A 25301-nucleotide genomic window follows, 5' to 3' on the forward strand; every position below is an offset into this window, starting at 1 on the left:
CGATATGTGCGTCAGTGCCGATATGTCAGCTGGGAGCCCTCAGGCGACGAGCTTGTCCGCGACCTGGGCGAGCGACGGGTTGGTCATCGCGGTGCCGTCCGGGAAGACCACGGTCGGCACCGTCTGGTTGCCGTTGTTGATCTTCTCGACGATCTCGGCGGCCCCCGGGACCTGCTCGATGTCGATCTCGGTGAACTCGATACCGGCCCGCTTGAGCTGACCCTTGAGTCGGTGGCAGTAGCCGCACCAGGGCGTTGAGTACATCGTGACGGTGTTGCTCAAGGTCGGCGACATCGGCGGACTCCTGTGGAGTGGGAGGGGAATCTGTCGGGCGTCCCGTCTAGGGTTGCCTTCGACGTATTCGAACCATGGTCCAGGTGGTGCTGTTCCCGCATGTCTCAACCCGTGAGCGACTTCACACGATCGGCCTCCGCCGAGGACCTCCTGGAGGCCCTCGACCCGGAGCAGCGGGCGGTCGCGACGTCGTTGCACGGGGCGGTCGCGGTGATGGCGGGCGCGGGGACCGGGAAGACGCGGGCGATCACCCACCGGATCGCGTACGGCGTCCGCACCGGCACCTTCGACCCGGTCCGGGTGCTCGCGGTGACGTTCACCCAGCGGGCGGCCGGCGAGATGCGCGGCCGGCTCGCGCAACTCGGCGTCCAGGGCGTGCAGGCGCGAACCTTCCACTCCGCCGCGCTCCGCCAGGCCCGCTTCTTCTGGCCCAAGGTGTACGGCGGGGAGCTGCCGCAGATCGCCGATCGCAAGTTCCCGCTGCTCACCGAGGCGGCGTCGCGGTGCCGCGTCAGGGTGGACACGCCCGCGCTGCGCGACCTGGCCGGTGAGGTGGAGTGGGCCAAGGTGAGCAACGTCCGGCCCGACGACTACGCGCGGCTGGCGCCGAAGTCGGGGCGGGCACTCGCTGCGTTCGACCCGGCGACGATCGCGCGGATCTTCGCGGCGTACGAGGACGTGAAGCTCGAGCGCGGGCGGATCGATCTGGAGGACGTGCTGCTCTGTGCGGTGGCGCTGCTCGCGGAGGACGAGCGGGTCGCCGCGGAGATCCGCCGTCAGTACCGGACGTTCGTCGTGGACGAGTACCAGGACGTCTCGCCGCTGCAGCAGAGCCTGCTGGACCTGTGGCTCGGCGGCCGCGAGGACGTCTGCGTGGTCGGTGACCCGGCGCAGACGATCTATTCGTGGGCCGGTGCCGAGCCGGAGAACCTGGTCCGCTTCGCGTCCCGGCACCCGTCGGCGACGGTGATCAAGTTGGTGCGCGACTACCGGTCGACTCCGCAGATCGTCGACGTGGCGAACAAGATCCTGGACGCCGCCGGCCCGAAGGGGCTGCCCGGCCGAGTGACCCTGCGGTCGCAGAAGGAGGCCGGTCCGAGCCCGGTCTACCGCGAGTACTCCGACGAGGTCGCGGAGGCGGACGCGGTGGCGCGGGCGGTGGTGCGGCTGAAGGACGAGGGCGTCGCGCTGCGCGACATCGCCGTACTGTTCCGGACCAACGCGCAGTCCGAGAACTTCGAGCAGGCGCTGGCCGAGCGGAAGATCCCGACGGTGCTGAAGGGCGCGGAGCGGTTCTTCGAGCGGGCGGAGATCCGGCAGGCCGCCGTACTGCTGCGGGGTCAGGCGAAGGCCGGGGACCTGTCCGACGACCTGGTGACCACGGTGACCGGCGTACTGGCGGGGGCCGGGTGGTCGCCGGAGCCGCCGACCGGGACCGGCGCGGTGCGGGACCGGTGGGAGTCGCTGAGCGCGCTGGTGACGATGACGTCGGACTTCGCTTCGGAGCATCCTGACGCCCGCCTGCCGGAGCTGATGGCCGAGCTGGACCGCCGGGCGACGATCCAGCACGCGCCGCTGGCGGAGGGTGTCACCTTGGCGACGCTGCACGCGGCCAAGGGCCTGGAGTGGGACTGCGTCTTCATCGTCGGGGCGCACGAGGGGACGCTGCCTATCAGCTACGCCCAGACGCCGGCGCAGGTGGAGGAGGAGCGGCGGCTGTTCTATGTCGGCGTGACACGGGCGAAGCAGCAGCTGTTCGTCAGCTGGTCGACATCCCGCTCGCCCGGCGGCCGGGGCACGCGTGGACCGACCCGGTTCCTGGACCCGATCGGTGTCCGCAGCGCGCGGACCGAGTGGACCCCGTCGTCCTCGGTGGGCTGGGAGCGCCCGTCGACCTCGAGCTCGTCGAAGTCCGGCCGACCGATCCCGAAGTGCCGCGTCTGCGGCCGCGGGCTCCTCGACCCCGGCGCGCGCAAGCTCGGCCGCTGCGAGAGCTGCCCGTCCACGATCGACCAGAAGCTGTACGACGCTCTGATCGAGTGGCGGACCGAGCAGGCGGAGTCGGAGCGGATGCCGGCCTTCGTGATCCTGACCGACGCGACGCTGACCGCGATCGCCGAGACCAGGCCCAGCGATCCCCAGGCGCTCCGGCAGATCCCGGGCATCGGCCACACCAAGCTGGCGAAGTACGGCGAGCACATCCTCAACCTCTGCACGCGCTGAGCCGCTGCCCCTACGGGCAAATCTGTTGCCAGGCCCGGGAGCCGGGGTGCACCCTGGAGGACATGCCGTGTTCTGCTCCTGGCAGACGTGGCAGTTAGGTGACAGAGGCAACGATCTCGGAGCGTGCGGACGGCGCCCCGGAGCGTGCCGGAATCCCGCATCGGCCGCCAGATCCGGCCGTCGGAGCGGCAACTTCCGGCCAACTTCGCAAACTGGCGATAAATAGTTTGCAGGCTCCGACTCCGGCGGCGTACTGTTCTTTCTGCGGTCGAAGCCTGGCCGAAAACTTCAAACAACCATAGCGATCGAGCTAACCGCCCGCTTCGCCACAACGAGAGGAGGTGCCCTGGAAATGCTCACCAACACGGTTAAGAAGCCGTTCAGCGACGCTGCCGCGCTGCCGTGCGCCCCGATTCAGGGTGCCTCGCCGCGCCTGCACGTCGCGACCGTTGTGCTCATGGCTTCCGGCGCTGCCCAGTTCAAGGGCGGAGCTGTCGGCGATGTGAAGTACGGCGGTTCGGGTTCTCGAGCATGGAGTCCACCGGTCTGACAGACGTCAGAGCCGGCACCTCCAAGGCCGCGGAACCCGAAAAGGGTCCCGCGGCCCTTTTGTTTGTCAGCACAGTTTTGGTGACTACCAACCGGTAGTCGTCACGGACGACAAGAGATCAGCACCAAAGTCACTGGGAGGTGACCGGAATGAGCGTGAGCTTCCTCGATGTCTTCACCGAGGTGGCAACGTCGCAGGACCTGCCCTGTCGGTCCTACGCGCCAGAACTCTTCTTCGCCGAATCGCCGGCGGACGTCGAGTACGCGAAGTCTCTCTGCACGACCTGCCCACTTCAGGCCGAGTGCCTGGCCGGAGCGCTCGAGCGTTCCGAGCCGTGGGGAGTGTGGGGCGGCCAGCTGTTCGTCCAGGGTGTGGTGGTTCCGCGCAAGCGGCCCCGCGGACGCCCGCGCAAGAGCGACACCGTAACTGCAGCCTGAGCGACTTCCAACCATCCGAAACGAGTCCGAACGATGACCACACAGACTTTGCACAGGAGCACCGAAATGCATTTACTCAATGAAGATCTCGCCCGTGCTCATTGTCGTTTCAAATTGAACGACGCCGAGCAGAACCGGCGCTTCCGCCTCGCTCACCAGATCGAGAAGGCGCAGAAGCAGGCCGAGCGGGCCGGCCGGCGAGCTGAGAGGGCCAGCGCACGCGCGCGCCTCGCACTCGCCCGCCTCGTCTGAAACACCAGAAACACAGCCTGACCAGCTGAATCACTGAGGGGCGGCTCCCAAAGGGGGAGCCGCCCCTCAGCCACGTCTTTGAAGCAGCGCCTGCTGCAGACCGATCAGCGTGATCCCACTGACGATCTCGTGCCGCGCGATCATCCCCGGTACGTCGGCCAACGGGACCCACTCGATCCGATCCGACTCGTTCCGCTCCGTCGGCTCACCGACCCGTACGGCGCCAGCCGCGGAGTACACGAAATGCCGCGAGTCCATGATCCCGGCGGCCGGCTCGGACCGGATCAGCTCGGTCAGCTCACCCGCCCGCCACCCCGTCTCTTCCTCGAGCTCCCGCGCCGCCGCGGCCATCGGGGTCTCACCGACTTCGATGATCCCCATCGGGAGCTCCCACGCCCAGGTGTCGGTGAGGAACCGGTGCCGCCACATCAGCAGCACGTGCGCGTCGCGGAGGACGACCGCCGCGGCGATGTCCTTGAGCCGGACGGCGTGGTAGTCGAACCGCTCCCCATCGGGTTGCTCGACGTCCAAGCGCCGGACGCTCAGCCATCGATTGCCCCAGACTTCGGCCTCGTTGTGAACGGTCCATCGCACTCGGTGCAGACTAGTCGTATGGGAGTTGCTACGTGTGCGTTGTGTGGTCAGCAGGCTGAGTCGGAGGATGCGCCGCTGACCTGGGTGACGTCGATCGAGGGTGGCCGCAGGCTGTTGTACTGCGATCGCTGCGCCCGGGAGAACGTGCGCAGTATCGAGGGCAAGCTGGACTCGGTCCACTGGTGAGTCAGTACTGATCCGGTACCCGCACCGACGGGCCGCCGACCTGCAGGCCCAGCGGTTCGGCGCGTCCGGCCGGCTCCTCCCACGCCTCCTGGCGCCCGAGGGCGGTGAGGTCGAGGTAGCGGTAGCCGTTGTGGAAGTCCTCGATCCCGCGGCCGAACGTCGAGTAGGTGTGGAACACGTCGTCGCCGACCCGGAGGAACGCGCTGATCCCGGGCATCTCCTCGCCGTTCATGTCCGCGGTCCAGGGCCCGTCGGTCCACGGCGTACCCTTCTCGGCCGCCAGCTCGTCCTGCGTCCGGAAGTGCAGCAGCACCGGCGCGACCCGATCGTCGAGCGTGGCGTGGAAGTCGTAGTTGAAGTCGCCCGGGTACGACGAGTACCACGGGAACGTCCAGCCCAGCCGCTCCTTGAACGCGGCGATCTTCTCGTACGGCGCCCTGGACACGGCCGCGAGTGACGTGTTGCGAACGTGCAACTGGCGGAGGTTGCCGATCTCGTCTGCGGCGGACGAACAGCTCGGGCACGCCTCGTCCCAGTCCGGCCCGAACATGAAGTGGTGGATCACCAGCTGATCCCGGCCCTCGAACAGGTCGAGCAGACCCACCGGCCCGTCCGGCCCCTCGAACACGTACGGCTTCGTGACCCGGACCATCGGCAGCCGCCGTCGCTCGGCGTTCAGGCGGTCCCGCGCTCGGGTCGCCTCCTTCTCCAGCCGCAGCAGTTCGCGGCGGGCGGCCAGCCACTCCTGCTCCGACACGACCTCGGGAAGATTTCCGGACGCCGTCATCGCGCTCTCCGCTCGTCGGGGGACTTCTTCCGAGCCTATGTCGATTCCGGGGTGATCCGGTCGACGCAGGGAGTGAAGACACTCCTGTGGAAGGACCGCACTCATGACCCGCACCCTCGAGGCCGACACCGTGGCGACCGGCCGGCGGCAGTGGATCGCCCTGAGCGTTCTGTGCCTGGCAACGCTGCTGGTGTCACTGGACTTGTTCGTGATGCTGCTCGCGGTTCCGGCCGTCACCGAGGCGCTGGGCGCCACCAGCAGCCGGCAGCTGTGGATCCTGGACGTGTACGGGTTCATGGTGGCCGGCCTGATGATCACGATGGGCAGCCTCGGCGACCGGCTCGGCCGACGGCGCCTGCTGCTGATCGCGGCCGGCGTGTTCGGGGTCGCCTCCATCGTGGCGGCGTACTCGGTGAGCCCCGGCATGCTGATCGGGGCCCGAGCGGTGCTGGGGATCGCGGGCGCGGCGATCGCGCCGTGCACGCTGGCGCTGATCTCCACGCTGTTCCCGGACGAGCGGCAGCGGGCGACCGCGCTCGGCGTCTGGGGCGGTTGTTTCACGGTCGGCGCCGTGGTCGGGCCGATCGTCGGGGGTGTGCTGCTGAACCACTTCTGGTGGGGTTCCGCGTTCCTGATCGGTGTCCCGGCGATGGTGGCGCTGCTCGCGATCGGTCCGTTCCTGCTCCCGGAGTACCGGAACGAGAAGGCCGGGCGGATCGACGTACCGAGTGTGGTGCTGTCGCTGGCGGCGATCCTGCCGGCCATTCACGGTCTCAAGCACCTGGCGGCGCACGGGGCCGGTGCGCAGTCGGTCGGAGCCCTGGTGTTCGGGGGCGTGTTCGGGTGGTTCTTCGTACGACGGCAGTTGCGCCTGGCCGAACCGTTGGTCGACGTGCGGCTGTTCACGCGGCGGACCTTCAGCGTGACGCTCGGCAGCATGACGGCGTACTCGATGCTGTCCGGTGGCGTGATGGTGTTCGTCGCGCAGTACTTCCAGCTGGTGAAGGGGATGACGCCGCTGGCCGCCGGGCTGGCGTTGGTGCCGGGCATGATCACGTCGACGATCGGCTTCCAGCTCGCGCCGCGGCTCGCTCGGCGGATCCGCCCGGGCATCCTGATCCCGGCCGGTGTCGCGTTCACGGTCGCCGGGATGGTCGTGGTCAGCCAGACGACGTCGACGACGGTCCTGGTCGTCGCGTTCGCGGTGGAGTGCTTCGGGCCCGGCGCGCTGGTCATCCTCGGCACGAACCTGGTCATCGGTTCGGTCCCGCCGGAGCAGGCAGGATCGGCCGGCGCGCTGACCCAGACCGGCAACGAGTTCGGCTACTCGCTCGGCATCGCGGTGCTGGGCAGCGTGGTGACCGTGGTGTACCGGGGCCGCATGGACGGCCGCGGCGGCAACTCGCTCGGCGAGGCGATCAGCCAGGGCGCGTCGGGCGACGTACTGGACGCCGCCCGACACGCGTTCACCTCAGGTCTTCACCTGGCTGCGGGGATCACCGCCGTCGCACTGACCGGTATGGCGATCCTGCTGGCCGTCACCCTCCGCTCGGTACCTGCGCTGGGCCGGCAGAGCTGAAGCCGGTGAACTCGGCGGCGCCACGAGTCCCAGCACCGCCGTTCGCGGCCGACATGAACAGACCGCCATCAAGCACAGCCCCCGCCGGTACGACGGAGCTCGCGATCGTGGTCCACGTCGTACTGTCCGGGCTGCACGCCGCGGTCACGGTGTCGCCGTCCCGCGTGAGGCGCAGCCACTGGGGAGCAGTCCGACCGGTGACGTTGCGGTACTGGTCCAGGGACCCGTTGCCGTCGGAGTCCCACGAGTAGACGCACCCGTTGTCCGGAGTGATCGCGATGTCGGCCAGTCCGGCGCTGCCGGTCTTGGTCAGGTCGGGGCTGATGACCAGTCCGGCTCGTGCCCAGGGACCGGTGCGGTCCTGGGTGACAACGCGAGTGGTGAGCGATCCGCCTGCCACCAGGGCGTTCTGGCGGTAGATGGTGCCGTACTGCTTCGTCGTACCCCACATGTCGTTTCCGGCGCCTTCGATGAGGTAGGAGTCACCGGACTGGGCGAATACGGCGTTGTTGGTCGTGAGCGTGCGGTTCGGCTCCTGCACTGGTCCAGCGCGTAGGACGCGGACAGACGCTGCTGACTGATCGGTGCGAGCAGTCAGGGTTGTTGTCAGGTGCGCTGCGGGTCCTGTCGCTGTCACGGCGAAGGAAGCGGTGGTGCGTTCACCAGGTGCCAGTCGGGGGATGGCGACGGACGCTGGTTCCACGGTGAGGCCGCTGTCGGCTGGAGCGGTCAGAGTGACGCTGACGTTGGAGGCGGTCTGGAACGGGTCGACATTGCGCAGACTGGCCGTCACGGTCGTCTTGGCGCCGTCCGGAACGTTGGCCGGCGTAGCGGTGGCTGTCAGCGCGACCGGTTCAGGGTGTGCGGTCAGGTAGCTGACGACCTGCTGTGCGACCTGGTGGATGTCACCGGTCGGCTTCTGGGGGAGTGGCGTCGTGGACGCCGTCCAGTCGGCGCCGCGCTGGTACCAGTCGAAGGTGGACGGTGCCCGGCTGTCCCGCAGCGCTGCGGACAGGTCGTCCAGGTATGCCTTCCACCGCGGGGCGTAGTACGTGCTGATCAGACCGGACCATTCGCGGTTGGCGTAGTCACTCAGACCGGCGTTGAACCCGGCCCGCGTACCCCAGATGGTGAGGATGGTGCGGGCGCTCTTCTGCAGTGACGCGTCGCCGGCGTTCGCCAGCCACGGTCCGAGCATCGTCTGCCGGTTTGTCGCCGTCACCTGCTCCAGCAGAGCCATCTGGTCCAGCCACTGCGCCTTGAGCGTGTCGAAGGTCGCGAGGTCCTTGGCGTCGTACGCCGCCTTGAGCCGCGGGAGCAACGTCCTGCTCCGGTTCGACAGCACCTGCCGCGTCACATCCATCAGGTCATAGCGGTACGCCGCTGTGCCGCGCAGCCGTCGATCGACCGAGAGGAGCGCCGGTAGTGCGGCTGCGAAGTCAGTGGCGTCGTACTGCATCGAGCTGGGCGACCACGTTGCCGCGGAGTCGGCGGTCAGCGAAGGAGTGGCGGCGTACAGACCGTCCTGCGCTTCACTGCTTCCGGCGAGCGAGTACGCCGTCTTGCCGATCGCGGTCCACGCCGTCGCGGATGCCTGGTCAGAACCGCCGTACCGACGCTGGGACCAGTCCCGGAACCAGGTGTCCCGGTCGATGGGTCCGCTGCGCCACGCGAGACCGGTGAGGTACTCGAAGGCCGCTGGGTTGTTGTCACTCGCTTCGGGCATCACCGCGATGCCGTCGAGCCTGCTGCCGGTTTCCGAGCGCCAGCGCCAGAATCGGTCCTCCCAGGTCGTCGTGGCCGCACCGATCGTGGTGTGACCGCCGAAGTTCCAGATCGAGCCGAAGGCGTACGTCGAGTCCGGCCAGGTCTTGTTGCGGTTCTGGTCGGTCCGGTCCGACAGGCCGTCCACGATCAGGATGCGTGAGCGGTCGATGCCCGCCAGCGTGTCCGCCCGCGGGTTGCTCTGCCAGCCGAGGAACACCCAGGTGGCTCCGGGACGTGCGGCCTCCAGTGCGTCCTGGACTGCCTTGCTAGCTGCACCGACCGGTACTGGACCGGGCTGGCCTCCCTCGTGCAACAGGTCCATCTTGTAGTGCGTACTGCGGCCGAACAGCCGCTCGGAGCTGGCGTAGAACGCCTTCGCCACGTCGGCGAACGGAGTGCTCGTCGGGTCGAGCCAGTCCGGTCGCTGGAAGCCCACCCAGTTGCCCTGCGGCACGGTACGCGCGCTAGGGACCTTTGCTGCGAAGCCGGGCGGGACCGTACCGAAGTACCCGGGGAGCACGGGGGTGATGCCGAGATCGCGCAGTCTGGTGATGATCTTGCGCCCCAGGTCGGCGCGCTGGCGGACCTGGTCGGCGGTCATCGCGGCCGGGAAGCCGGACATGTTCTGCAGCAGCCACCACGGTTGGTGGCTCGGTTGCGGGACCCAGCTCAGCAGGTCGCTCTCGGAGTACCCGAACTGCTGGAACGTGTCGACGTACACCGCCTCCGCCCCGACCGGGACGAAGACCTCGTTGATCCCGTGCAGGGCGAGGACGTCGATCTCGTGCTCCCACTCGGCCCAGGTGCGGTACGCGCCGGTGTAGCCGTCGTCGGTGTCGTTGAGCGCGAAGCGGTTGGCGACCGTGGCCGACTGGTGCAGCGGTTGTTGTGGAGTGGGCAGGGTGCGGGGGAGGCGGGCCAGCGAGTCGCCGTTCCACGAGACGTCGACGCGGGCGACCTGCTCGAGGTACGCGTTGAAGCCGGCCAGCATCGCGCTCGGCGTGGTGGCCGAGATCCGCACGTTCTGGCCGTGCCGGTCGACGTCGTACGACTCACCGGTCGGCGGGAGGGCGCGGAGCTCGACCTGTGCGGCCTGAGCGGGGACGAGCCGCTTGATCACGGCTCCGACAGAGGTGGTGTCCCAGGGCTGCGGCGGGCCTGCCTGGGCGGCGGTGGTGGCCGTGGCCAGGAGGGCGAAGGGGACGGTGAAGGCCAGGAATCGGCGCATTGGGCGGTCCTTCCAGGAAAGGAAAGGTCGCTACATTAAGAGGCTGTAAATGCGCAGACGTCAAGGCTTGAGCGCACTAATGCGCAGAAAGTCAGTCCTCCGTGAAGCCCGGCAGCAGCTCCTCGAGCACCGCCCGGAACGGCGCCTCGGCCTCGAGCTGCGACAGCACGGCGATGCCGCCGATCCAGACGCGATGGATCAGCAGGTACGACGGCGGCAGGTTGAGGCGGAGCGCCAGCGACGCGTGCGGCGAGCGGAAGTCACCGGTCCGGTTCGCCTGCGCGCGCATCCACGCCCGGCTGAACTGGAACGTCTCCTCCTTGGCCGGCTCCGCGAACGGCGCCAGGTAATCCATCAGCTGGTCCGGATCGATGTCCATCCGCGGCTTGATGAAGCCCTCGGCCTTGAGCCCGTCCCGGACGGCCGTTCCGTCGCCGCGCAGCGAGATCCGCAGCAGCCGCCCGATCGCCGGCGGCAGACCGTCCGGCAGCCGGGCGCACAGGCCGAAGTCGACCACGCCGAGCCTTCCGTCCTCCATGACGCGGAAGTTCCCCGGGTGCGGATCGGAGTGCAGCAGACCGGCGTACTTCGGCCCGCTGAACATGAACCGGACGTACTTCAGCCCGATCGCGTCCCGCTCCTCCTTGGTGCCTTCGGTGATGTACGACGACAGCGGGCGGCCCTCGATCCACTCGGACACGATCACTGTGGGGGAGTGCTTCACCACCCGCGGGACGACGAACTCCGGGTGGTCCTTGAATGCGTCGGCGTACTGCTGCTGGGCCTGGGCCTCACGGTCGTAGTCGAGCTCCTCACCGATCCGCTCCTGGAGCTCGGCGATCAGCGGCTTCACGTCCAGACCGGGGACCAGCGTGCCGATCGTGCGGGCGAAGCGGCCGAGCTGGCGAAGGTCCGACCGGAGAGCCTCGGCGGCCCCCGGGTACTGCAGTTTGACCGCGACCTCGCGGCCGTCCTTGAGCCGGCCACGGTGCACCTGGCCGATCGACGCGGCCGCCGCGGGCAGGTCGTCGAACTCCTCGAAGCGGTCCCGCCAGCGCTTCCCGAGCTCGCGGGACAGGATCGTGTGCACGGTCGAGGCCGGCATCGGCGGGGCGGAGTCCTGCAGCTTGGTCAGGGTCGCCCGGTACGGCGCCGCGAGCTCCTCCGGCATCGCGGACTCCATCAGGCTGAGCATCTGCCCGAACTTCATCGCGCCGCCCTTGAGCTCGCCCAGGACGGCGAACAACTGGTCGGCGGTCCGGCGCTGGAACTCGGCCAGCACCGCCTCCGCGGGCGCACCACCGATGCGCTTGCCGAGGCCGACCGTCGCGCGCCCGGCGGCGCCGAGCGGCAGGCTGGCGAGTTTCGCGGTCCGGCTCAGCGCCTTACGAGGAAGGTCCGACACTCTCCCATTCTGTCCGGTCGCTCAAGCCCGGCCACCGTGGGGTCGCCGTGTGTCGCCCGAACATGTCCCCGGACGGCGCCCCAGAGGGTGTCCCGGAGCGTGTCCCGCGGCGTGCTCCGGTCCGGGGACGACGAAGGCGGTGCCCGGCACGCGCAACGTGCCGGGCACCGCCTCTTCTACGACTTGGTGCGTCAGGCCTTGCCGAGGATCCGGTTCAGGTTCGTACCGCACTCGGGGCACTTGGCCTTCGCCATGCGCGTGCCCTTGTCGTTGACCTTGACCTCGCCGTCGGCGGTGCGCTTGGCCTTGCACTTGACGCAGTAGAACTCGCCGCTCCAGGTCTCTGCCATGAGGGCCCTCTCCTTGCTCTGAATTACAGCCCGGGGGTCTCGCCCCGGGCAGTCGTTGGATGCTAACGGCAGACCTTCCTGCCGTAGGCCGTTCGGCCCAGTCGGGATTCACCCTACGGCCTTCTGGCGCAGGCTCAAGCGCACCTGATGGCCCGCGTGCCGCCTGAATCCCCCGAGGAAAACCCTTACCGAAACTTTCGCCGGCACGGAACAGGCTCCCGGGGTTCCGCCGCCAGAACCGCTCGGCTTCCCCTCCGAGCGGCCCCGGCGGCGGTCCGGGAGCCTGTTGCAGACGACGCTAGGAGGCCACGGCCCCGGTGGCAAGACCGCGTTGTCCACCCCTGTGGATAACTCTGTGCGCAACCTGTGGGACGCGCCGTCGGGCACGGTGGACGGGCTGGGGAACACGGTGTGAACAACAGGGGGCGGCGGGCTCAAGATCTGGCATCTGACCTGCGGAAACAGGAATTCACAGGGTGTGCACCGAAGAAACTTGTCGGATTCGGGGGGTACATTTTTGAGCCATGGCCGACTCTCCACCGCGCCCGATCCCGCCGTACGTGGACATCCGTCGCAGCAAGCGCCGCAAGCGCACAGTCAGCGCCTACCGGGACGGCGAGCGAGTGGTCGTGCTGATGCCCGACCGGCTGTCCGCCGTCGAGGAGGCGCGCTGGGTAGAGACCATGTTGGCGCGGCTGGAGAAGCAGCGCAGCCGATCGCGCGTGTCGGACGAAAAATTGTTGGCCAGAGCACACGAACTCGCGTGTCGCCACCTCCCCGAAGTGCCCGAACCTGCGTCGGTGAGGTGGGTTTCGAACCAAAACAGACGGTGGGGATCCTGCACTCCGGCGGACCGGTCGATCCGGTTGTCGACCCGGTTGCAGTCGATGCCGGGGTGGGTTGTGGACTACGTCCTGGTGCACGAGCTGGCCCATCTGATCGAGCCGACCCACAACGCCACCTTCTGGGATCTCGTGCACCGCTACCCCAAGGCCGAGCGCGCCGAGGGGTACCTCGAGGGCGTTTCCGCCGCCTCGTCCCTGAACCTCGAGGACTTCTGACCCGCCTCCCGAGGACATCCGATCACCGGGTGCGTACGGCGTACGGGAAAGGGCTCCCGCGCGCTTGCGCGACGGCCGGTCCTCAGGTGGCGTAGGGCGTACGAGAAAGGGTGGGGTGGGGTTTCCCCCAGGGGGAACTCGGGGGTCTCCTGCATGGTCCCGGACTGTGTCCGCCAGCGAGGCTTTTGTCCCGTAGCCGGTGCCACGCCAGGGGGCGCCGGGTGGGGCGCCTGAGGGGGCGCAGAGGGGCAGGGACGGTATGGCCAGGGGACAGATCACGGTGCGGGCGGCGCGTTGGAGCGCCACCCATCCGTGGCGGGCGATCGCGATGTGGGTTGTCGTCGTGGTCGCCTGTTTCGCGCTCGGTTCGATGACCGGGACGAAGGAGTCGAAGAACGAGGGTGACATCGGTGAGGTGACCCGGGCGGACAACATCGTCAAGTCCGGCAACTTCGACGACCCGGACGTGGAGAGCGTGCTGATCACGGCGCCGTCCGGGCAGCTCGACCAGGCGGCGGCGACCACGGCCGCCGGCACGGTGATCCAGCGGATGCGCGGCCTCGGTGGGGTCGCGGAGGTCGCTCAGCCGATGCCGTCGCCGCAGAAGGACGCGGTGATCGTCCGGGTCACGCTGAAGGACGCGGCCGAGGGCGCCGACAAGGACGCTCGCGTGCAGCCGCTGCTCGACACCACCGCGCAGGTCCAGAAGCAGTATCCGGACCTCCGGATCGAGGAGGTCGGTGGCCTCTCGATCGACAAGGCGCTCAGCGAGACGCTCGGCAAGGACTTCAAACGGGCCGAGATGTTCAGCCTGCCGGTCACGCTGGCGATCCTGCTGATCGCGTTCGGCGCCCTGATCGCCGCCTCGGTGCCGTTGCTGCTCGCGCTGTCCGCCGTCGCCGCCGCGATCGGGTTATCGGCTGCCGCATCACAGCTCGTGCCCGCGGTCGACGCGGTCAACAGCGTCATCCTGCTGATCGGTATGGCGGTCGGCGTCGACTACTCACTCTTCTACCTGCGCCGCGAACGTGAGGAGCGTGCCAAGGGCCGCGGTCACGTCGACGCGGTCGAGATCGCCGCGGCCACCTCGGGCCACGCGGTCGTCGTCTCCGGTACGGCGGTGATCATCTCGATGGCCGGGCTGTTCCTCGCCCGCGACGCGGTGTTCTCGTCCTTCGCGGTCGGTTCGATCCTGGTCGTCGCGGTGGCCGTCGTCGGTTCGCTGACCGTGCTCCCCGCCGTACTGGCGAAGCTCGGGCGCTGGGTGGATCGTCCGCGGATCCCGCTGCTCTGGCGGCTGACGGCGAGCAAGGGACAGCCGCGGTTCTGGCCGACGGTGCTGAAGCCGGCTCTGAAGCACCCGATCGCGACGCTGCTGGTCGCCGTCACCGCGCTGCTCGCGGTCGCGTCGCCGGCGCTCGGGATGACGCTGAAGTTCCCGGGCACCGAGGACCTGCCCCGCACGACCTCGGTGATGAAGGCGTACGACCGGCTGACCGCCGCGTTCCCGAGCACGGGGACGAGCCACGAGGTCGCCGTACGGGCTCCGGCCAATCAGGAGCCCGCGGTGAAGGCGGCGCTGGCCGAGCTGATGCAGAAGACCAAGGGCGACAAGCTGTTCGCGTCGGACGGTCTCGAGGAGCCGCGGTTCTCCAAGGACGGCACCGTCGCGACGCTCGAGGTCGCAACGCCGTACGAGGGGGGCAGCCAGCAGGCGCGCGACTCGTTGGCCAAGCTGCGCAAGGATCTGATGCCGGAGACCGTCGGCAAGGTGCCGGGAGTCGAGTACGCCGTCGGCGGCTTCGTGGCCGCGGACGTCGACTATGCGGCGCACACCCGGGACAAGCTGCCGCTGGTGATCGGGTTCGTGCTGCTGCTGACGCTGATCGTGATGATGGTGACGTTCCGGTCGGTGGTGGTCGCGGTCACCGCGATCGGGCTGAACCTGCTGAGCGCCGGAGCGGCGTACGGCGTCGTCACCGCGGTCTTCCAGAACACCTGGGCCGAAGGGCTGCTGCACTTCCGCTCCAACGGCGCGGTGGTCAGTTGGCTGCCACTGTTCCTCTTCGTGGTGCTGTTCGGCCTGTCGATGGACTACCACGTGTTCGTCGTGAGCCGGATCCGCGAGGCGGTACTGCGCGGCGTGCCGACCCGGCAAGCCGTCGCCGAAGGCATCACCGGCTCGGCCGGCGTGGTCACCAGCGCGGCCGCGGTCATGATCGGTGTGTTCGCGGTCTTCGCGACCCTGAGCACCCTCGACATGAAGCAACTCGGCGTCGGCCTCGCTGTCGCGATCCTGATCGACGCGACGATCATCCGCGCGGTCGTCCTCCCTGCCGTGATGACCCTCCTCGGCGACGCCAACTGGTGGGCCCCCAAATGGCTCCGCCCAACCCGCCCGAAGCACACCACCCTTCCCCCGTCCGCGGAGGAAGAGCGCGAACTAACCCCCGTCGGCTAACCACCCACAGGCGCCCCACCCGAACCAACTCGGGCGGGGCGCCCGCCGTTTCGCCTGTGTGGACGGGGCGACCGCGGTGACGAGCGCCGGGCGCACTCGGCACGGCGTGGGTTCGGCGTGGGCCTGCGGTGCGCTCCGCGCGGCGGTGACCTGTGGTCGCGGGGATGATGGACGCCGGGGCGGGTGATCCGAGCGGCGAGGGGGCGCGGTGACTGCTGGGGACGCGGGGGATCCGGAGGGCCGGGTCGGCGTCGAGGCAGGTTCAGGCACGGGCTCGGCGTACCGGCGTGTTTTGTTTCTCGCTGGTCAAGCGGGTCTGCTGATTAGCGCGCTGATCGGTGTGCTCGTGTTCGGTTGGGTGGGCGCGGGCCTGAGCTTCTACCTGACCACCGTCGACCCACGGGGTGGCACCGATCTTGGCAAGCCTCTCGACCTCACCTGGGCAGCACTCGTTCTGTGGATGGCGATAACGCTCGCCGCAACAACCGGCCTGCCCCGCCTGCTTGAAGGATCGGGAGGCGTTGGGCATTTGTGGCGTCAGGCTCGGGGTGGTGAGGGTGCGGCGCTCGTCCAGGGGATCAGCGGGGTGCTCGTGATCGGTGGTTCGCTGCTCGGGTACCTCCTCAGCCACCCGTACACCTTCGGCGGACCGGACACCCCGTGCACCCACACCTCCTGCTGGCCCGAGCGACCCCAGGCAATCGCACTCACCGCGCCCGGCCTGGCCGCCGGCCTCGCCCTGATCGCGATGGCCATCCTGGTCAACCGCCTGCCCTGGTGGATCCGGGCAGCGATGCCGGCCGCGGTCTGGCTACTCTTCCTCTCACTACAGCACGGGATCTGGAACACGACCCTGCTACCGATCTTCCAACGTGGATGAGCGAAACCACGACGAGGTAGGTGGAACTTGTCAGGAGCTCCCTTTGAGATCGAGTTTCCGTCATACCTGGACGGCTACGAATTCGAGACCGAGTCGAAGGGCTATCTCGTAGACCTCGTCGTCCGCAGCGGTGATCGGGTGTGGAACCTGACGGTGTACGACGCGGTTCGCCTGCAGCAGGAGGTGTCGGACGAGGTCCGATCCTCCGGATACACCACGCTGTCGAACATCCTCGTCGTTCCCCAGATAACGCGCACCGCCATCACCTCTGCCGTCTCCAAGCTGGCGAAGTCGAATTTCGTGGAGCTCTGAGGTATTCGCGTGGTACTTCGAGACCGGGCGGGTGCCGCACGCGTTTCACCTCCGACCGCTTTCGCTGTGAGTCGCGAAAACCGTTCGGGTGGGGCGCTCGCTGGGGTGGAGGATGGCGGGTATGGGTGAGCGTGGTGCGGTGCTGGGGGAGTTGGCGGGGGAGATTCTGGCGGTGGAGCGGGCGCATCCGGTGCGGGTTGGGGTTGACGGGTGTTCGGCTGCTGGGAAGACGACGCTCGGGGATGAGTTGGCCGACGTACTGCGTCAGCGGAGTGGGCGTGAGGTGATTCGGGTTGGTCTCGATTACTTCAAGCGGGCGCCTGAGTTGCGGACGACGTACCCGATCGATTCTCCGGAGAGCTACTACTTCGAGATGTACGACCACGCCGCGATTCGTGACCGGCTGCTGGGGCCGCTTGGGCCGGGTGGGGATCGGCGTTATACGGCGGCGATGCGGGAGGCCAACGCTCAGGTTGTGCTGGACTTCCCGATCAGAACAGCCACACCACAAGCAGTCCTGATCGCTGATGGTTGCTTCCTGCAACGACCGGAACTCGACGATGGGTGGGACCTGCGGATCTACGTCCACATCGACTTCGAGACGGTACTGCGCCGCGGCGCCGCGCGCGATCAAGCGTGGATGGCGTCAGCCGAGGCCGCGGAGGAGCGCTACCGCAACCGCTACATCCCGGGTGAGCGAATGTACGTCGACGACGTCCGCCCGGCCGATCGGGCCCAACTCGTCGTCGGCAACGAGGATCCGGCGAACCCGACACTCACTCGGCCGCGGCCTGCTGACGGGCTCGATGCGCGGCGGCCTTGACCCGGCTCTGACACTGCGGCGAACAGAAGCGCCGCTGACCGTTCTTCGACACGTCGACGAAAACCCGGTCGCACTGGGGCGCCGCGCAGAGACCCAAGCGTCCGGCTAGATCACTACCGACCGCGAGCGCGAGACCAGCCGCGCAGCCGGCGGCCCACCCGTTGGCCAGTTGCTCGTCCGGGCCGTGGAAATGCAGGCTCCACGGGCGGTCCCGGCCGCGGTCGAGTTGCGGGCGGGCGTTGGTGTCCAGCAGCAGCGCGTTGATCTCGGTCGCGGCGGCGTCCAGCTCGCCGGAGCTCGCGGCCTCGAACACGACCCGCATTCGGCCCGCGAGCCGCACGAGTCGCCGTGCGTCGTCGACCGGTACCGACTTCGGCGGATGGCCGATCGCGGTCAGCGCCTCGGCGACCGCCTCCGTCACCGCCTCGGGTGTGTCGGGCGGAGCATGGAACGCTACACCTCCGGCGTACCCGGACGTCAGCCGGTTCACGTACTCGACCGACGCGGCCAGCACGCTGCGGGCATGACTATCAAAAGACACTTGACCAGTCACGCTTCACCTCCGTAATCTCAAGCTTGCGTGACCGATCATAGCCACTTAGACAGTCATGGAGGTACGTCGTGAGCGCTGCGAGCACGGTGACCGCGCCCTGGCGCGGGGTGTCGCCGACCGTGTGGATCCTGGTCGTCGCCCGGGCGGTCAACCGGATCGGCGCGTTCACGCTGCCGTTCCTGGGCGTGGTGCTCGCGGTCGAGTTCGGCGCGTCGCTCGCCGAGACCGGCGTGATCCTCGCGGTCTTCGGCGCGGCGACGATCCCGTCCCGCCTGCTCGGTGGCCAGCTCGCCGACCGCCTCGGCCGCCGGCTCACGATCGTCCTCGGCCTCACTGGCTGCGCGGTCGCTCAACTCTGGATCGCCCTCAGCCACGCGCTGTGGTCCGCCGTATTGGCCACGGTCCTGCTCGGTCTCGCGTTCGAGATCTACGAGCCGCCGAGCCAGGCGATGATCGCCGACGTCACCGAACCGGCGGACCGCCCTGCGGCCTACGGCCTCTACAGCGCGGCGCTTGCGGCGGCCGGCGTTCTCGCCGGTCTGCTCGCCGCCGCGATCAGCCACTGGGACCTGCGCTGGCTGTTCGTCGCCGACGCGATCACCTGTCTGTCCTGCGCGATCCTGGTCGCGCTCGCGCTACCGGCCGACGTACGCCGAGAGCACCCGAAGGACCAAGCTCCGGCCGCTTCGGCCTGGCGTGATCGACGGCTGCTCCTGCTCCTCGCGGGCGGCACGATGTTCGCCACGATCTACATGCAGTTGATCATCGGCCTGCCGCTCACCCTGCTCGAGCAAGGACTCCCGAAGTCCGGCACCGGCATCATCCTCGCCGTCTCCGCGGTCACCCTGATCGCCGCGCAGCGCCTGCTGCGAGTGCAGAACCTGGACGACTTCCGGTCGATCGCGATCGGCTATGTCCTGGTCGCCATCGGCCTGGTCGTCACCGCGTTGGCCCACAACCTGGTGCTTTTCGTCGGCGCCTCGATCTTCTGGAGCCTCGGCGACCTGTTCCTGCTGACCCGTTACCTCACCCAGGCTTCCGGCCTCGCGCCCGACGAAGCGCGCGGCCGCTACCTGGCCGTCTTTGGCCTGAGCTGGGGCATTGCGACCACGATCGCCCCGCTCACCGTCACCCAGCTGCTCAAGACCACGGGCCCGACCGGGTTGTGGTTGACGACCGCCGCGGTCGCCGCCGTACTCGCTCTTCTGCAGCCGTGGTTCAGGAAGCGACTGGCTCCAGCCTGACGGTCAGGCCCTTCGCGACCGGAGTGTTGCTGCCCTTCGCGAGGTCGTCGGCCGACATCAGGACGTTCGTCTCCGGGTAGTACGCGGCGACGCAACCACGCGCCGTCGGGTACGAGACCAGCCGGAAGTGCGACGCGCGTCGCTCGACACCCTGGAACTCGCTGACGATGTCGACGTACCCGCCGTCCTTCAGACCGAGCTCGGCCAGGTCGTCGGGATTCACGAAGACGACGTCGCGGGTCCCGTGGATGCCGCGGTAGCGGTCCTCGAGGCCGTAGATCGTGGTGTTGAACTGGTCGTGACTGCGCAGCGTCTGGAGCAGCAGCCGACCAGGTGCCGTCGGCAACCAGGTCAGGTCGTTCGCGGTGAACTGCGCCCGCGAGTCCGACGTCCGGAACTCGCGCTTGTCGCGCGCCGCGTGCGCCAGCAGGAACCCGCCGTCGCCCTCGCGCAACCGGTCCTCGTAGTTCTCGTACCCGTCCGCGACCCGCCCGATCCGCTGCCGGACCAGGCTGTAGTCGTCGGCGAAATCCGCCCACGGAATCTGCCCGATCTCCGGTACGACTGCCTGCGCCAGCCCGCACACGATCCCGATCTCGGACTTCATCTCCGGCGCCGGCGGGATCAGGTTCCCCTTCGACAGGTGTACGGCGCCCTGCGAGTCCTCGACCGACACGGACTGCGGACCGGCCGCGGTGTGGTCGTGGTCGGTGCGCCCGAGCGTCGGCAGGATCAGCGCCTCCCGCCCGGTGACGGTGTGCGACCGGTTCAGCTTGGTCGACACGTGCACGGTGAGATCGCACGCACGTAGGCCCCGATGCACGACCTCGGTGTCCGGCGTCGCGGACGCGAAGTTGCCGCCCATCGCGAAGAACACCCGGAGGGCACCGTCCCGCAGCCGCTTCACGGTCGCGGCCGCGTCGATACCGTGCTCGCGCGGCGCGGTGAACGCGAACTCGCGGTCGAGCCGGTCCAGGAAGGCGTCCGGCACCTTCTCCCAGATCCCCATGCTGCGGTCACCCTGGACGTTCGAGTGACCGCGCACCGGGCACGGACCGGCGCCCGGCTTGCCGATGTTGCCCTGCAGCAGCAGCACGTTGACGATCTCGCTGATCGTCGCGACCGCCTCGCGGTGCTGCGTCAGCCCCATCGCCCAGCAGATCACGGTCGCCTTGGACTTGATGAAACGCTGCGCCAGCTCCTCGATCTCGGCCCGGCGCAGCCCGGTGGCCAGCTCGACCGCGTCCCAGTCCAGCTCGGTGTTGTGTTTCGCGTAGAGCTCGAACCCGCTGGTGTGCGAATCGACGAACGCCTTGTCCAGGACGGTGCCCGGGTTCGCCGCCTCGGCCTCGAGCAGAAGGTGCCCGAGGGCCAGGAACAGCGCCTGGTCGCCACCGATCCGGATCCCCAGGTGCTGGTCGGCGAGCGGCGTGCCCTTGCCGACCAGGCCGCGGGGCTTCTGCGGGTTCATGAACGTCATCAGGCCGGGCTCGGGCAGCGGGTTGACCGCGACGATGTCGGCGCCGTTGCGCTTGGCGACCTCGAGGTGCGTGAGCATCCGCGGCGCGTTGGTGCCCGGGTTCTGCCCGACGATCACGATCAGTTCGGACTCTTCGAGCATCTTCAGCGTGACGGCGCCCTTACCGCTGCCGATCACGCGGGACAGCGCCGTACCCGAGGACTCGTGGCACATGTTCGAGCAGTCCGGCAGGTTGTTGGTGCCGTACGCGCGGACGAACAGCTGGTACAGGAACGCGGCCTCGTTGCTGGTCCGGCCGGAGGTGTAGAAGACGGCGTCGTTGGGGTCGGCGAGGGCCTTCAGGTGCCGGGCGACGACCTGGAACGCCTCGTCCCACCCGACCGGCTCGTAGTGCGTGGCGCCGGCCCGCAGCAGCATCGGCTCGGTGATCCGGCCGAGCTTGCCGAGGTCGAACTCGGAGATCCGGTGGATGTCCTCGACCGAGTTCTCCGCGAAGAACGCCCGCGGCACCCGCTTGCGGGTCGCCTCCCAGGCGACCGCCTTGGCGCCGTTCTCGCAGAACTCCGCGGTGTGCTTGTGCTCGGGGTCCGGCCACGCGCAGGAGGGGCAGTCGAACCCGCGGTCCTGGTTCATCTTCAGGAAGACGCGGCCGCTGCGGACCGCACCCATCTCACGGAGACCGAACTTGAACGACGACAGCACGGCGGGCACGCCGGCAGCCTTCTGCTTCGGCTGCTCGATATCGACCATGATTCAACAATAGGTCGATCTATGACGATCCGCTGGTTCGATAGACGCGACCACGCCTAGATGGTGATCCGGACTACAGCTTGCCGCCTGGATGTGTGGTCCCATCCCATAGTGCCGACTCGGCCGGATTCCTACAGTCGTCCGCCATGGAGACCCGTCGAGCCCTCGTCACCGGCGCCGCGTCCGGTATCGGCGCCGCGTGCGCCCAACGCCTGGCAGCGGACGGCGTGCACGTCGTGGCCGTCGACCTCGACCAGGCCGGTCTCGACGCGCTGGAGGGCGTCGAGACGGTGGTGGCCGACCTGTCCGACCTGGAAGGGCTGGCGAACCTGCCGGTCGACGTCGACATTCTGGTGAACAACGCCGGCGTCCAGCAGGTCGCACCGGTCGAGCAGTTCCCACCGGAGCGGTTCAGCTACCTGCTCCGGCTGATGCTGGAGGCGCCGTTCCGGCTGATCCGCCAGACGCTCCCACACATGTACGGCGCCGGCTGGGGCCGCGTGGTGAACATCAGCTCGGTCCACGGCCTCAGAGCGAGTCCGTTCAAGGCGGCGTACGTCGCTGCGAAGCACGGGCTCGAGGGACTCAGCAAAGTGGTCGCACTGGAGGGTGCGGCGCACGGAGTGACCAGCAACTGCGTGAACCCGGCGTACGTCCGGACTCCGCTGGTCACCGCGCAGTTGAGGGACCAGGCCGCTACGCACGGCCTGTCCGAGTCAGAGGTGCTGGACAAGGTCCTGCTCGAGCCGGTCGCGGTGAAGCGACTGATCGAACCGGCCGAAGTGGCGGAGCTGGTGGCCGTGCTGTGCGGCCCCGCGTCCGCCTCCATCACGGGGAGCTCGTTCGTACTAGACGGCGGCTGGACCGCCCACTAATTCAGGAGCCGCCCAAAATGACAGCTACAGAACCGGTCCGCACCCGTACGTCGATCGTTCGGGTGGTGGGCGCGAGTCTCGTCGGTACGACGGTCGAGTGGTACGACTTCTTCCTCTACGGGGTCGCCGCATCGGTGGTGTTCGGCGACCTCTTCTTCCCGAAAGGTGAGCAACTCACCGGGACCCTGCTGAGCTTCGCCACGTTCGCGGTGGGCTTCTTCGCCCGTCCGATCGGCGGCGTGGTGTTCGGGCACTTCGGCGACCGGCTTGGCCGCAAGCAGCTGCTCGTGCTGTCGCTGCTGATGATGGGGCTCGCCACGTTCGCCATCGGCCTGCTGCCGACGTACGCGCAGGTCGGTGCACTGGCTCCGGTCCTGCTGACCGTACTGCGGCTCATCCAGGGCTTCGCGCTCGGTGGCGAGTGGGGTGGCGCCGTACTGATCGTGTCGGAGCACGGTGACCCGGCGCGGCGTGGTTTCTGGGCGTCGTGGCCGCAGGCCGGTGCTCCGGCGGGTCAGCTGATCGCGAACGGCGTACTGGCTGGTCTGGCTGCGTTCCAGTCGGATGCGGCGTTCAACTCGTGGGGCTGGCGCATTCCGTTCCTGCTGTCCGCAGTGCTGGTCCTGGTGGGGCTGTGGGTGCGGCTGCGGATCGAGGAGTCGCCGGTGTTCCAGGAGGCGCGGGCGAAGCAGCAGCCTGAGGACAAGCTGCCGTTGATGGAGGTGCTGACGAAGTACCCGCGGGAGGTGCTGACCGCGATGGGTGCGCGGATGGCGGAGAACGTCAGCTACTACATCTTCACGATCGTCATCGCGACGTACGCCAAGGAGCACCTCGGGATGGGGAAGTCCTTCGCGCTGAACGCCGTACTGATCGGCGCCGCGGTGCATTTCTGCGCTATCCCGCTGTGGGGTGCACTGTCGGACCGGGTCGGCCGGCGACCGGTGTACCTCGTCGGTGCGGTTGGTGTCGGTATCTGGTCCTTCCTCTTCATCGCTCTGGTGGACACTAAGAACTTCGCGCTGGCGACCCTGGCCGTCACAGTCGGGCTTGTGTTGCACGGAGCGATGTACGGTCCGCAGGCGTCCTTCTTCACCGAGCTGTTCGGGACGCGCGTGCGGTACTCCGGTGTCTCGGTGGGCTACCAGCTCGCGTCGATCATCGCGGGTGGTCTGGCGCCGTTCATCGCGGTCGCACTGCTCAAGGCGTACGACTCCGGGTACGCCATCGCGATCTATGTGGCGGTCTGCGCGGTCATCTCGATCATCGCGGTGACGTCGTACTCCGAAACGCACAAGCGGGACCTGACCACCCTCTAGGTGGCATCATCCCCAGGATGGAGGAGCTGCTGCGGCTGCTGGCCGAGGATGCGCCCGGGAGCGAGTTGGCCCGGGCGGCGGGCGAGGACGCGGTGGCCCGTGACCTCGCCCTGCGCATCCGGGCCGGCATCGATGCCAGCAAGAAGCGCGAGGCAGAGCTCTCCACCCTGGTCGACGTCGCCCGGGAGCTCGCCTCGGCGCGCGACCCGGGCGGCGTGCTCGACACCATCGTGCACCGGACCCGCAGCCTGATCGGCGTGGACGTCGCCTACCTGACGCTGTACGACGACGCGCGCGGCGACACGTACATGCGGGCGACCGACGGGTCGGTGTCGGCGGAGTTCCAGCAGGTCCGGCTGCCGCTCGGGGCCGGACTCGGCGGTCTGGTCGCCAAGACCCACAAGCCCTACTGGACCGCCGACTACCCGTCGGACCAGCGTTTCCGGCACACCGTGACGATCGACCACGCGGTAGGGGACGAGGGCCTGGTCGCGATCTGCGGTACGCCGTTGATCGTCGACGGCGCGTTCGTCGGCGTACTGTTCGCGTCCAACCGGACGATGCGGCCGTTCAGCCACGACGAGGTGTCACTACTAGGTTCCCTCGCCGCTCTAGCCGCGGTGACCTTGGTACAGGTCCGCGCCGCGGCCGAGACTGCGGCCGCGCTGGACCAGCTGTCCGCAGCGCATGCCGGTGTCGAGCATGCTGCCGCAGCACACGACCGGTTCGCCGGGATCGTCTTGTCCGGTGGGGATGTGGACGCGGTCGCTGCCGCGCTGGCCGAGCTGCTCGATGTCTGGGTCGTACTGGTCGACGCCGTCGGCAACGAGCTGGCAATGGCTGGCAGCCCACCAGATACGGCAGTGCCTTGGCAGGACTCGGAGTCTGGCCGCCTGACCCGGATCGGTGACTGTTGGGTCGTGGCCGCGACGGCCAAGGGCGAACGGCTCGGTGCCTTGGTCATCGGCGGTGTCGACGACCTGTCCGGTGCGGACCAGCGCATTGTCGAACGGGCGGCAGTGGTGACCGCACTGGTTCTGCTGTTCCGCCGGCAGGCCGCGGAGCAGTCGCAGCGAGCGCAGGCGGATCTCCTGGCCGACGTACTCAGCGGGAGCGCCGATCCGCGCACACTGACCGATCGACTCCGGCTGCTCGCACCGAACCACCGTCACGACCGCCTGGTCATCGCCGTGTGCCGTGGCGACCACTCCGCCGTACGCGCTCGCCTGTCTGCTCCACTGGAGGACCGGCTGGTGCTATCTGGTCCGTACGGCGGGGATCTGGTGCTTCTGTTCGCTCGCACTACTCCTGTGACCGCGGCACGCGACCTGTCCGAGCTGGCCAAGCGCACTGGGGTCACCATCGCGGTCACTGGCCCTGCGGCGTGGGGTGAGCCGCTCGTCGAGGCGCACCGTCAGGCGGCTCGTCTGGTCGCCACGATGCTTCGTCTGGGGCGCACCAGCGAGTCCGCCACCCCTGATGACCTTGGAGTGGCGGGTCTGGTCGGGGCATCCGACGTTGACGTGCGTACCCACGTGCAGCACGTGCTCGGCAAAGTCCTCGACTACGACGAGCAGCGCGGTACCGACCTGATCGGCACCCTGCACGCGTACTTCGCCGCAGGCCAAAGCCCCACCCGCGCCGCCACCTCGCTCCACATCCACCCGAACACCGTCCAGCAACGCCTCGACCGCGTCACCGCCCTCCTCGGCGACGGCTGGCAATCCCCGAACCACACCCTCGACATCCAGGTAGCCCTCCGCCTCCTGTCTGCCCTGGGCTGACGTCCAGCTGTCCGTGGCACCCGGCGAACCCCGACCGACGGCGTAGGTGCTGAGGACCCGGCGCCTCCCGAAATAGGGTCCTCAGTCCCTGGTCGACCCCTCCGCCT

The 25301-nt window shown here is 68.6% G+C and carries 23 protein-coding genes; 15 read left to right on the forward strand and 8 right to left on the reverse strand.

Annotated features, from left to right (window positions below):
- Positions 1–39 precede the first annotated feature (39 nt).
- Positions 40–294 carry a mycoredoxin gene (locus AC0662_RS37010; RefSeq protein WP_452201265.1) on the reverse strand — a complete coding sequence of 85 codons (255 nt, stop codon included), beginning with the start codon at positions 292–294 and terminating at the stop codon, positions 40–42.
- Between the two features lie 99 nt (positions 295–393).
- On the opposite strand from AC0662_RS37010, the gene AC0662_RS37015 reads away from it, so the two are divergent.
- The 4 genes from AC0662_RS37015 to AC0662_RS37030 all read left to right on the forward strand — a co-directional run bounded on the left by AC0662_RS37015 (position 394) and on the right by AC0662_RS37030 (position 3756).
- A complete protein-coding gene (locus tag AC0662_RS37015) occupies positions 394–2517 on the forward strand; it encodes an ATP-dependent DNA helicase UvrD2 (RefSeq protein ID WP_478306499.1) in 2124 nt (707 codons plus the stop codon).
- Between the two features lie 352 nt (positions 2518–2869).
- The gene (locus AC0662_RS37020; RefSeq protein WP_478306501.1) at positions 2870–3067 is read left to right on the forward strand and encodes a hypothetical protein; all 198 of its coding nucleotides are present in this window, start codon (positions 2870–2872) and stop codon (positions 3065–3067) included.
- Positions 3068–3216: 149 nt separating this feature from the next.
- Positions 3217–3504, forward strand: coding sequence for a WhiB family transcriptional regulator (locus tag AC0662_RS37025; protein WP_130383944.1), 288 nt, complete (start codon positions 3217–3219; stop codon positions 3502–3504).
- A gap of 33 nt (positions 3505–3537) precedes the next feature.
- Positions 3538–3756 carry a hypothetical protein gene (locus tag AC0662_RS37030; protein ID WP_452201269.1) on the forward strand — a complete coding sequence of 73 codons (219 nt, stop codon included), beginning with the start codon at positions 3538–3540 and terminating at the stop codon, positions 3754–3756.
- A gap of 66 nt (positions 3757–3822) precedes the next feature.
- Here the strand turns inward: AC0662_RS37030 and AC0662_RS37035 are convergent, their stop codons facing one another.
- Complete coding sequence (locus AC0662_RS37035) at positions 3823–4350, reverse strand: NUDIX domain-containing protein (RefSeq protein ID WP_452201271.1); 528 nt, start codon at positions 4348–4350, stop codon at positions 3823–3825.
- Positions 4351–4368: 18 nt separating this feature from the next.
- Here AC0662_RS37035 and AC0662_RS37040 point away from each other — a divergent pair, with 18 nt between their 5' ends.
- Positions 4369–4536 (forward strand): hypothetical protein, encoded by a 168-nt coding sequence (locus AC0662_RS37040; RefSeq protein ID WP_452201272.1) that lies wholly within the window; start codon positions 4369–4371, stop codon positions 4534–4536.
- A 1-nt stretch (position 4537) separates the two neighbouring features.
- Here the strand turns inward: AC0662_RS37040 and AC0662_RS37045 are convergent, their stop codons facing one another.
- Positions 4538–5323, reverse strand: a complete 786-nt coding sequence (locus tag AC0662_RS37045; RefSeq protein WP_478306505.1) for a DUF899 domain-containing protein — start codon at positions 5321–5323, stop codon at positions 4538–4540.
- Positions 5324–5426: 103 nt separating this feature from the next.
- Between AC0662_RS37045 and AC0662_RS37050 the strand changes: the two genes are divergently transcribed.
- Complete coding sequence (locus AC0662_RS37050) at positions 5427–6902, forward strand: MFS transporter (protein WP_478306507.1); 1476 nt, start codon at positions 5427–5429, stop codon at positions 6900–6902.
- Here AC0662_RS37050 and AC0662_RS37055 read toward each other — a convergent pair.
- From AC0662_RS37055 to AC0662_RS37065, 3 genes are all read right to left on the reverse strand, one after another.
- Positions 6862–9897 carry an alpha-N-acetylglucosaminidase gene (locus AC0662_RS37055; RefSeq protein ID WP_478306509.1) on the reverse strand — a complete coding sequence of 1012 codons (3036 nt, stop codon included), beginning with the start codon at positions 9895–9897 and terminating at the stop codon, positions 6862–6864. The two genes, AC0662_RS37050 and AC0662_RS37055, sit on opposite strands and share 41 nt — an antisense overlap.
- 91 nt (positions 9898–9988) lie before the next feature.
- Entirely contained in the window at positions 9989–11302 is a 1314-nt protein-coding gene (locus tag AC0662_RS37060) for an ABC1 kinase family protein (protein ID WP_478306511.1), read from the reverse strand.
- 191 nt (positions 11303–11493) lie between these two features.
- The gene (locus AC0662_RS37065) at positions 11494–11652 is read right to left on the reverse strand and encodes a DUF5679 domain-containing protein (protein WP_012922897.1); all 159 of its coding nucleotides are present in this window, start codon (positions 11650–11652) and stop codon (positions 11494–11496) included.
- Between the two features lie 524 nt (positions 11653–12176).
- Here AC0662_RS37065 and AC0662_RS37070 point away from each other — a divergent pair.
- The 5 genes from AC0662_RS37070 to AC0662_RS37090 all read left to right on the forward strand — a co-directional run bounded on the left by AC0662_RS37070 (position 12177) and on the right by AC0662_RS37090 (position 17189).
- Complete coding sequence (locus tag AC0662_RS37070; protein ID WP_137258184.1) at positions 12177–12713, forward strand: M48 family metallopeptidase; 537 nt, start codon at positions 12177–12179, stop codon at positions 12711–12713.
- Positions 12714–12972: 259 nt separating this feature from the next.
- Positions 12973–15174: an MMPL family transporter gene (locus AC0662_RS37075; RefSeq protein ID WP_452201282.1), complete on the forward strand. Its 2202-nt coding sequence runs from the start codon at positions 12973–12975 to the stop codon at positions 15172–15174.
- Positions 15175–15382: 208 nt separating this feature from the next.
- Complete coding sequence (locus AC0662_RS37080) at positions 15383–16054, forward strand: hypothetical protein (protein WP_478306515.1); 672 nt, start codon at positions 15383–15385, stop codon at positions 16052–16054.
- Positions 16055–16081: 27 nt separating this feature from the next.
- The gene (locus tag AC0662_RS37085; RefSeq protein ID WP_452201286.1) at positions 16082–16366 is read left to right on the forward strand and encodes a hypothetical protein; all 285 of its coding nucleotides are present in this window, start codon (positions 16082–16084) and stop codon (positions 16364–16366) included.
- Positions 16367–16487: 121 nt separating this feature from the next.
- A complete protein-coding gene (locus AC0662_RS37090) occupies positions 16488–17189 on the forward strand; it encodes a nucleoside/nucleotide kinase family protein (protein WP_478306517.1) in 702 nt (233 codons plus the stop codon).
- Here the strand turns inward: AC0662_RS37090 and AC0662_RS37095 are convergent.
- Positions 17143–17742, reverse strand: a complete 600-nt coding sequence (locus tag AC0662_RS37095; protein ID WP_478306519.1) for a CGNR zinc finger domain-containing protein — start codon at positions 17740–17742, stop codon at positions 17143–17145. The genes AC0662_RS37090 and AC0662_RS37095 overlap by 47 nt on opposite strands.
- 68 nt (positions 17743–17810) lie before the next feature.
- On the opposite strand from AC0662_RS37095, the gene AC0662_RS37100 reads away from it, so the two are divergent.
- The gene (locus AC0662_RS37100; RefSeq protein WP_478306521.1) at positions 17811–18986 is read left to right on the forward strand and encodes an MFS transporter; all 1176 of its coding nucleotides are present in this window, start codon (positions 17811–17813) and stop codon (positions 18984–18986) included.
- Here AC0662_RS37100 and AC0662_RS37105 read toward each other — a convergent pair.
- Positions 18961–21216 (reverse strand): FdhF/YdeP family oxidoreductase, encoded by a 2256-nt coding sequence (locus AC0662_RS37105; protein WP_478306523.1) that lies wholly within the window; start codon positions 21214–21216, stop codon positions 18961–18963. The two genes, AC0662_RS37100 and AC0662_RS37105, sit on opposite strands and share 26 nt — an antisense overlap.
- Positions 21217–21362: 146 nt before the next feature.
- Here AC0662_RS37105 and AC0662_RS37110 point away from each other — a divergent pair, with 146 nt between their 5' ends.
- Genes AC0662_RS37110 through AC0662_RS37120 form a run of 3 tightly spaced genes read left to right on the forward strand, consistent with a single transcriptional unit; the run spans position 21363 to position 25194 of the window.
- Positions 21363–22091 carry a 3-hydroxybutyrate dehydrogenase gene (locus AC0662_RS37110; protein WP_452201297.1) on the forward strand — a complete coding sequence of 243 codons (729 nt, stop codon included), beginning with the start codon at positions 21363–21365 and terminating at the stop codon, positions 22089–22091.
- A 17-nt stretch (positions 22092–22108) separates the two neighbouring features.
- Positions 22109–23410: an MFS transporter gene (locus tag AC0662_RS37115; protein WP_452201299.1), complete on the forward strand. Its 1302-nt coding sequence runs from the start codon at positions 22109–22111 to the stop codon at positions 23408–23410.
- Positions 23411–23427: 17 nt separating this feature from the next.
- Positions 23428–25194: a helix-turn-helix domain-containing protein gene (locus tag AC0662_RS37120; RefSeq protein ID WP_478306526.1), complete on the forward strand. Its 1767-nt coding sequence runs from the start codon at positions 23428–23430 to the stop codon at positions 25192–25194.
- Positions 25195–25301: the final 107 nt, after the last annotated feature.

Source organism: Kribbella sp. NPDC043289 (assembly GCF_056436705.1).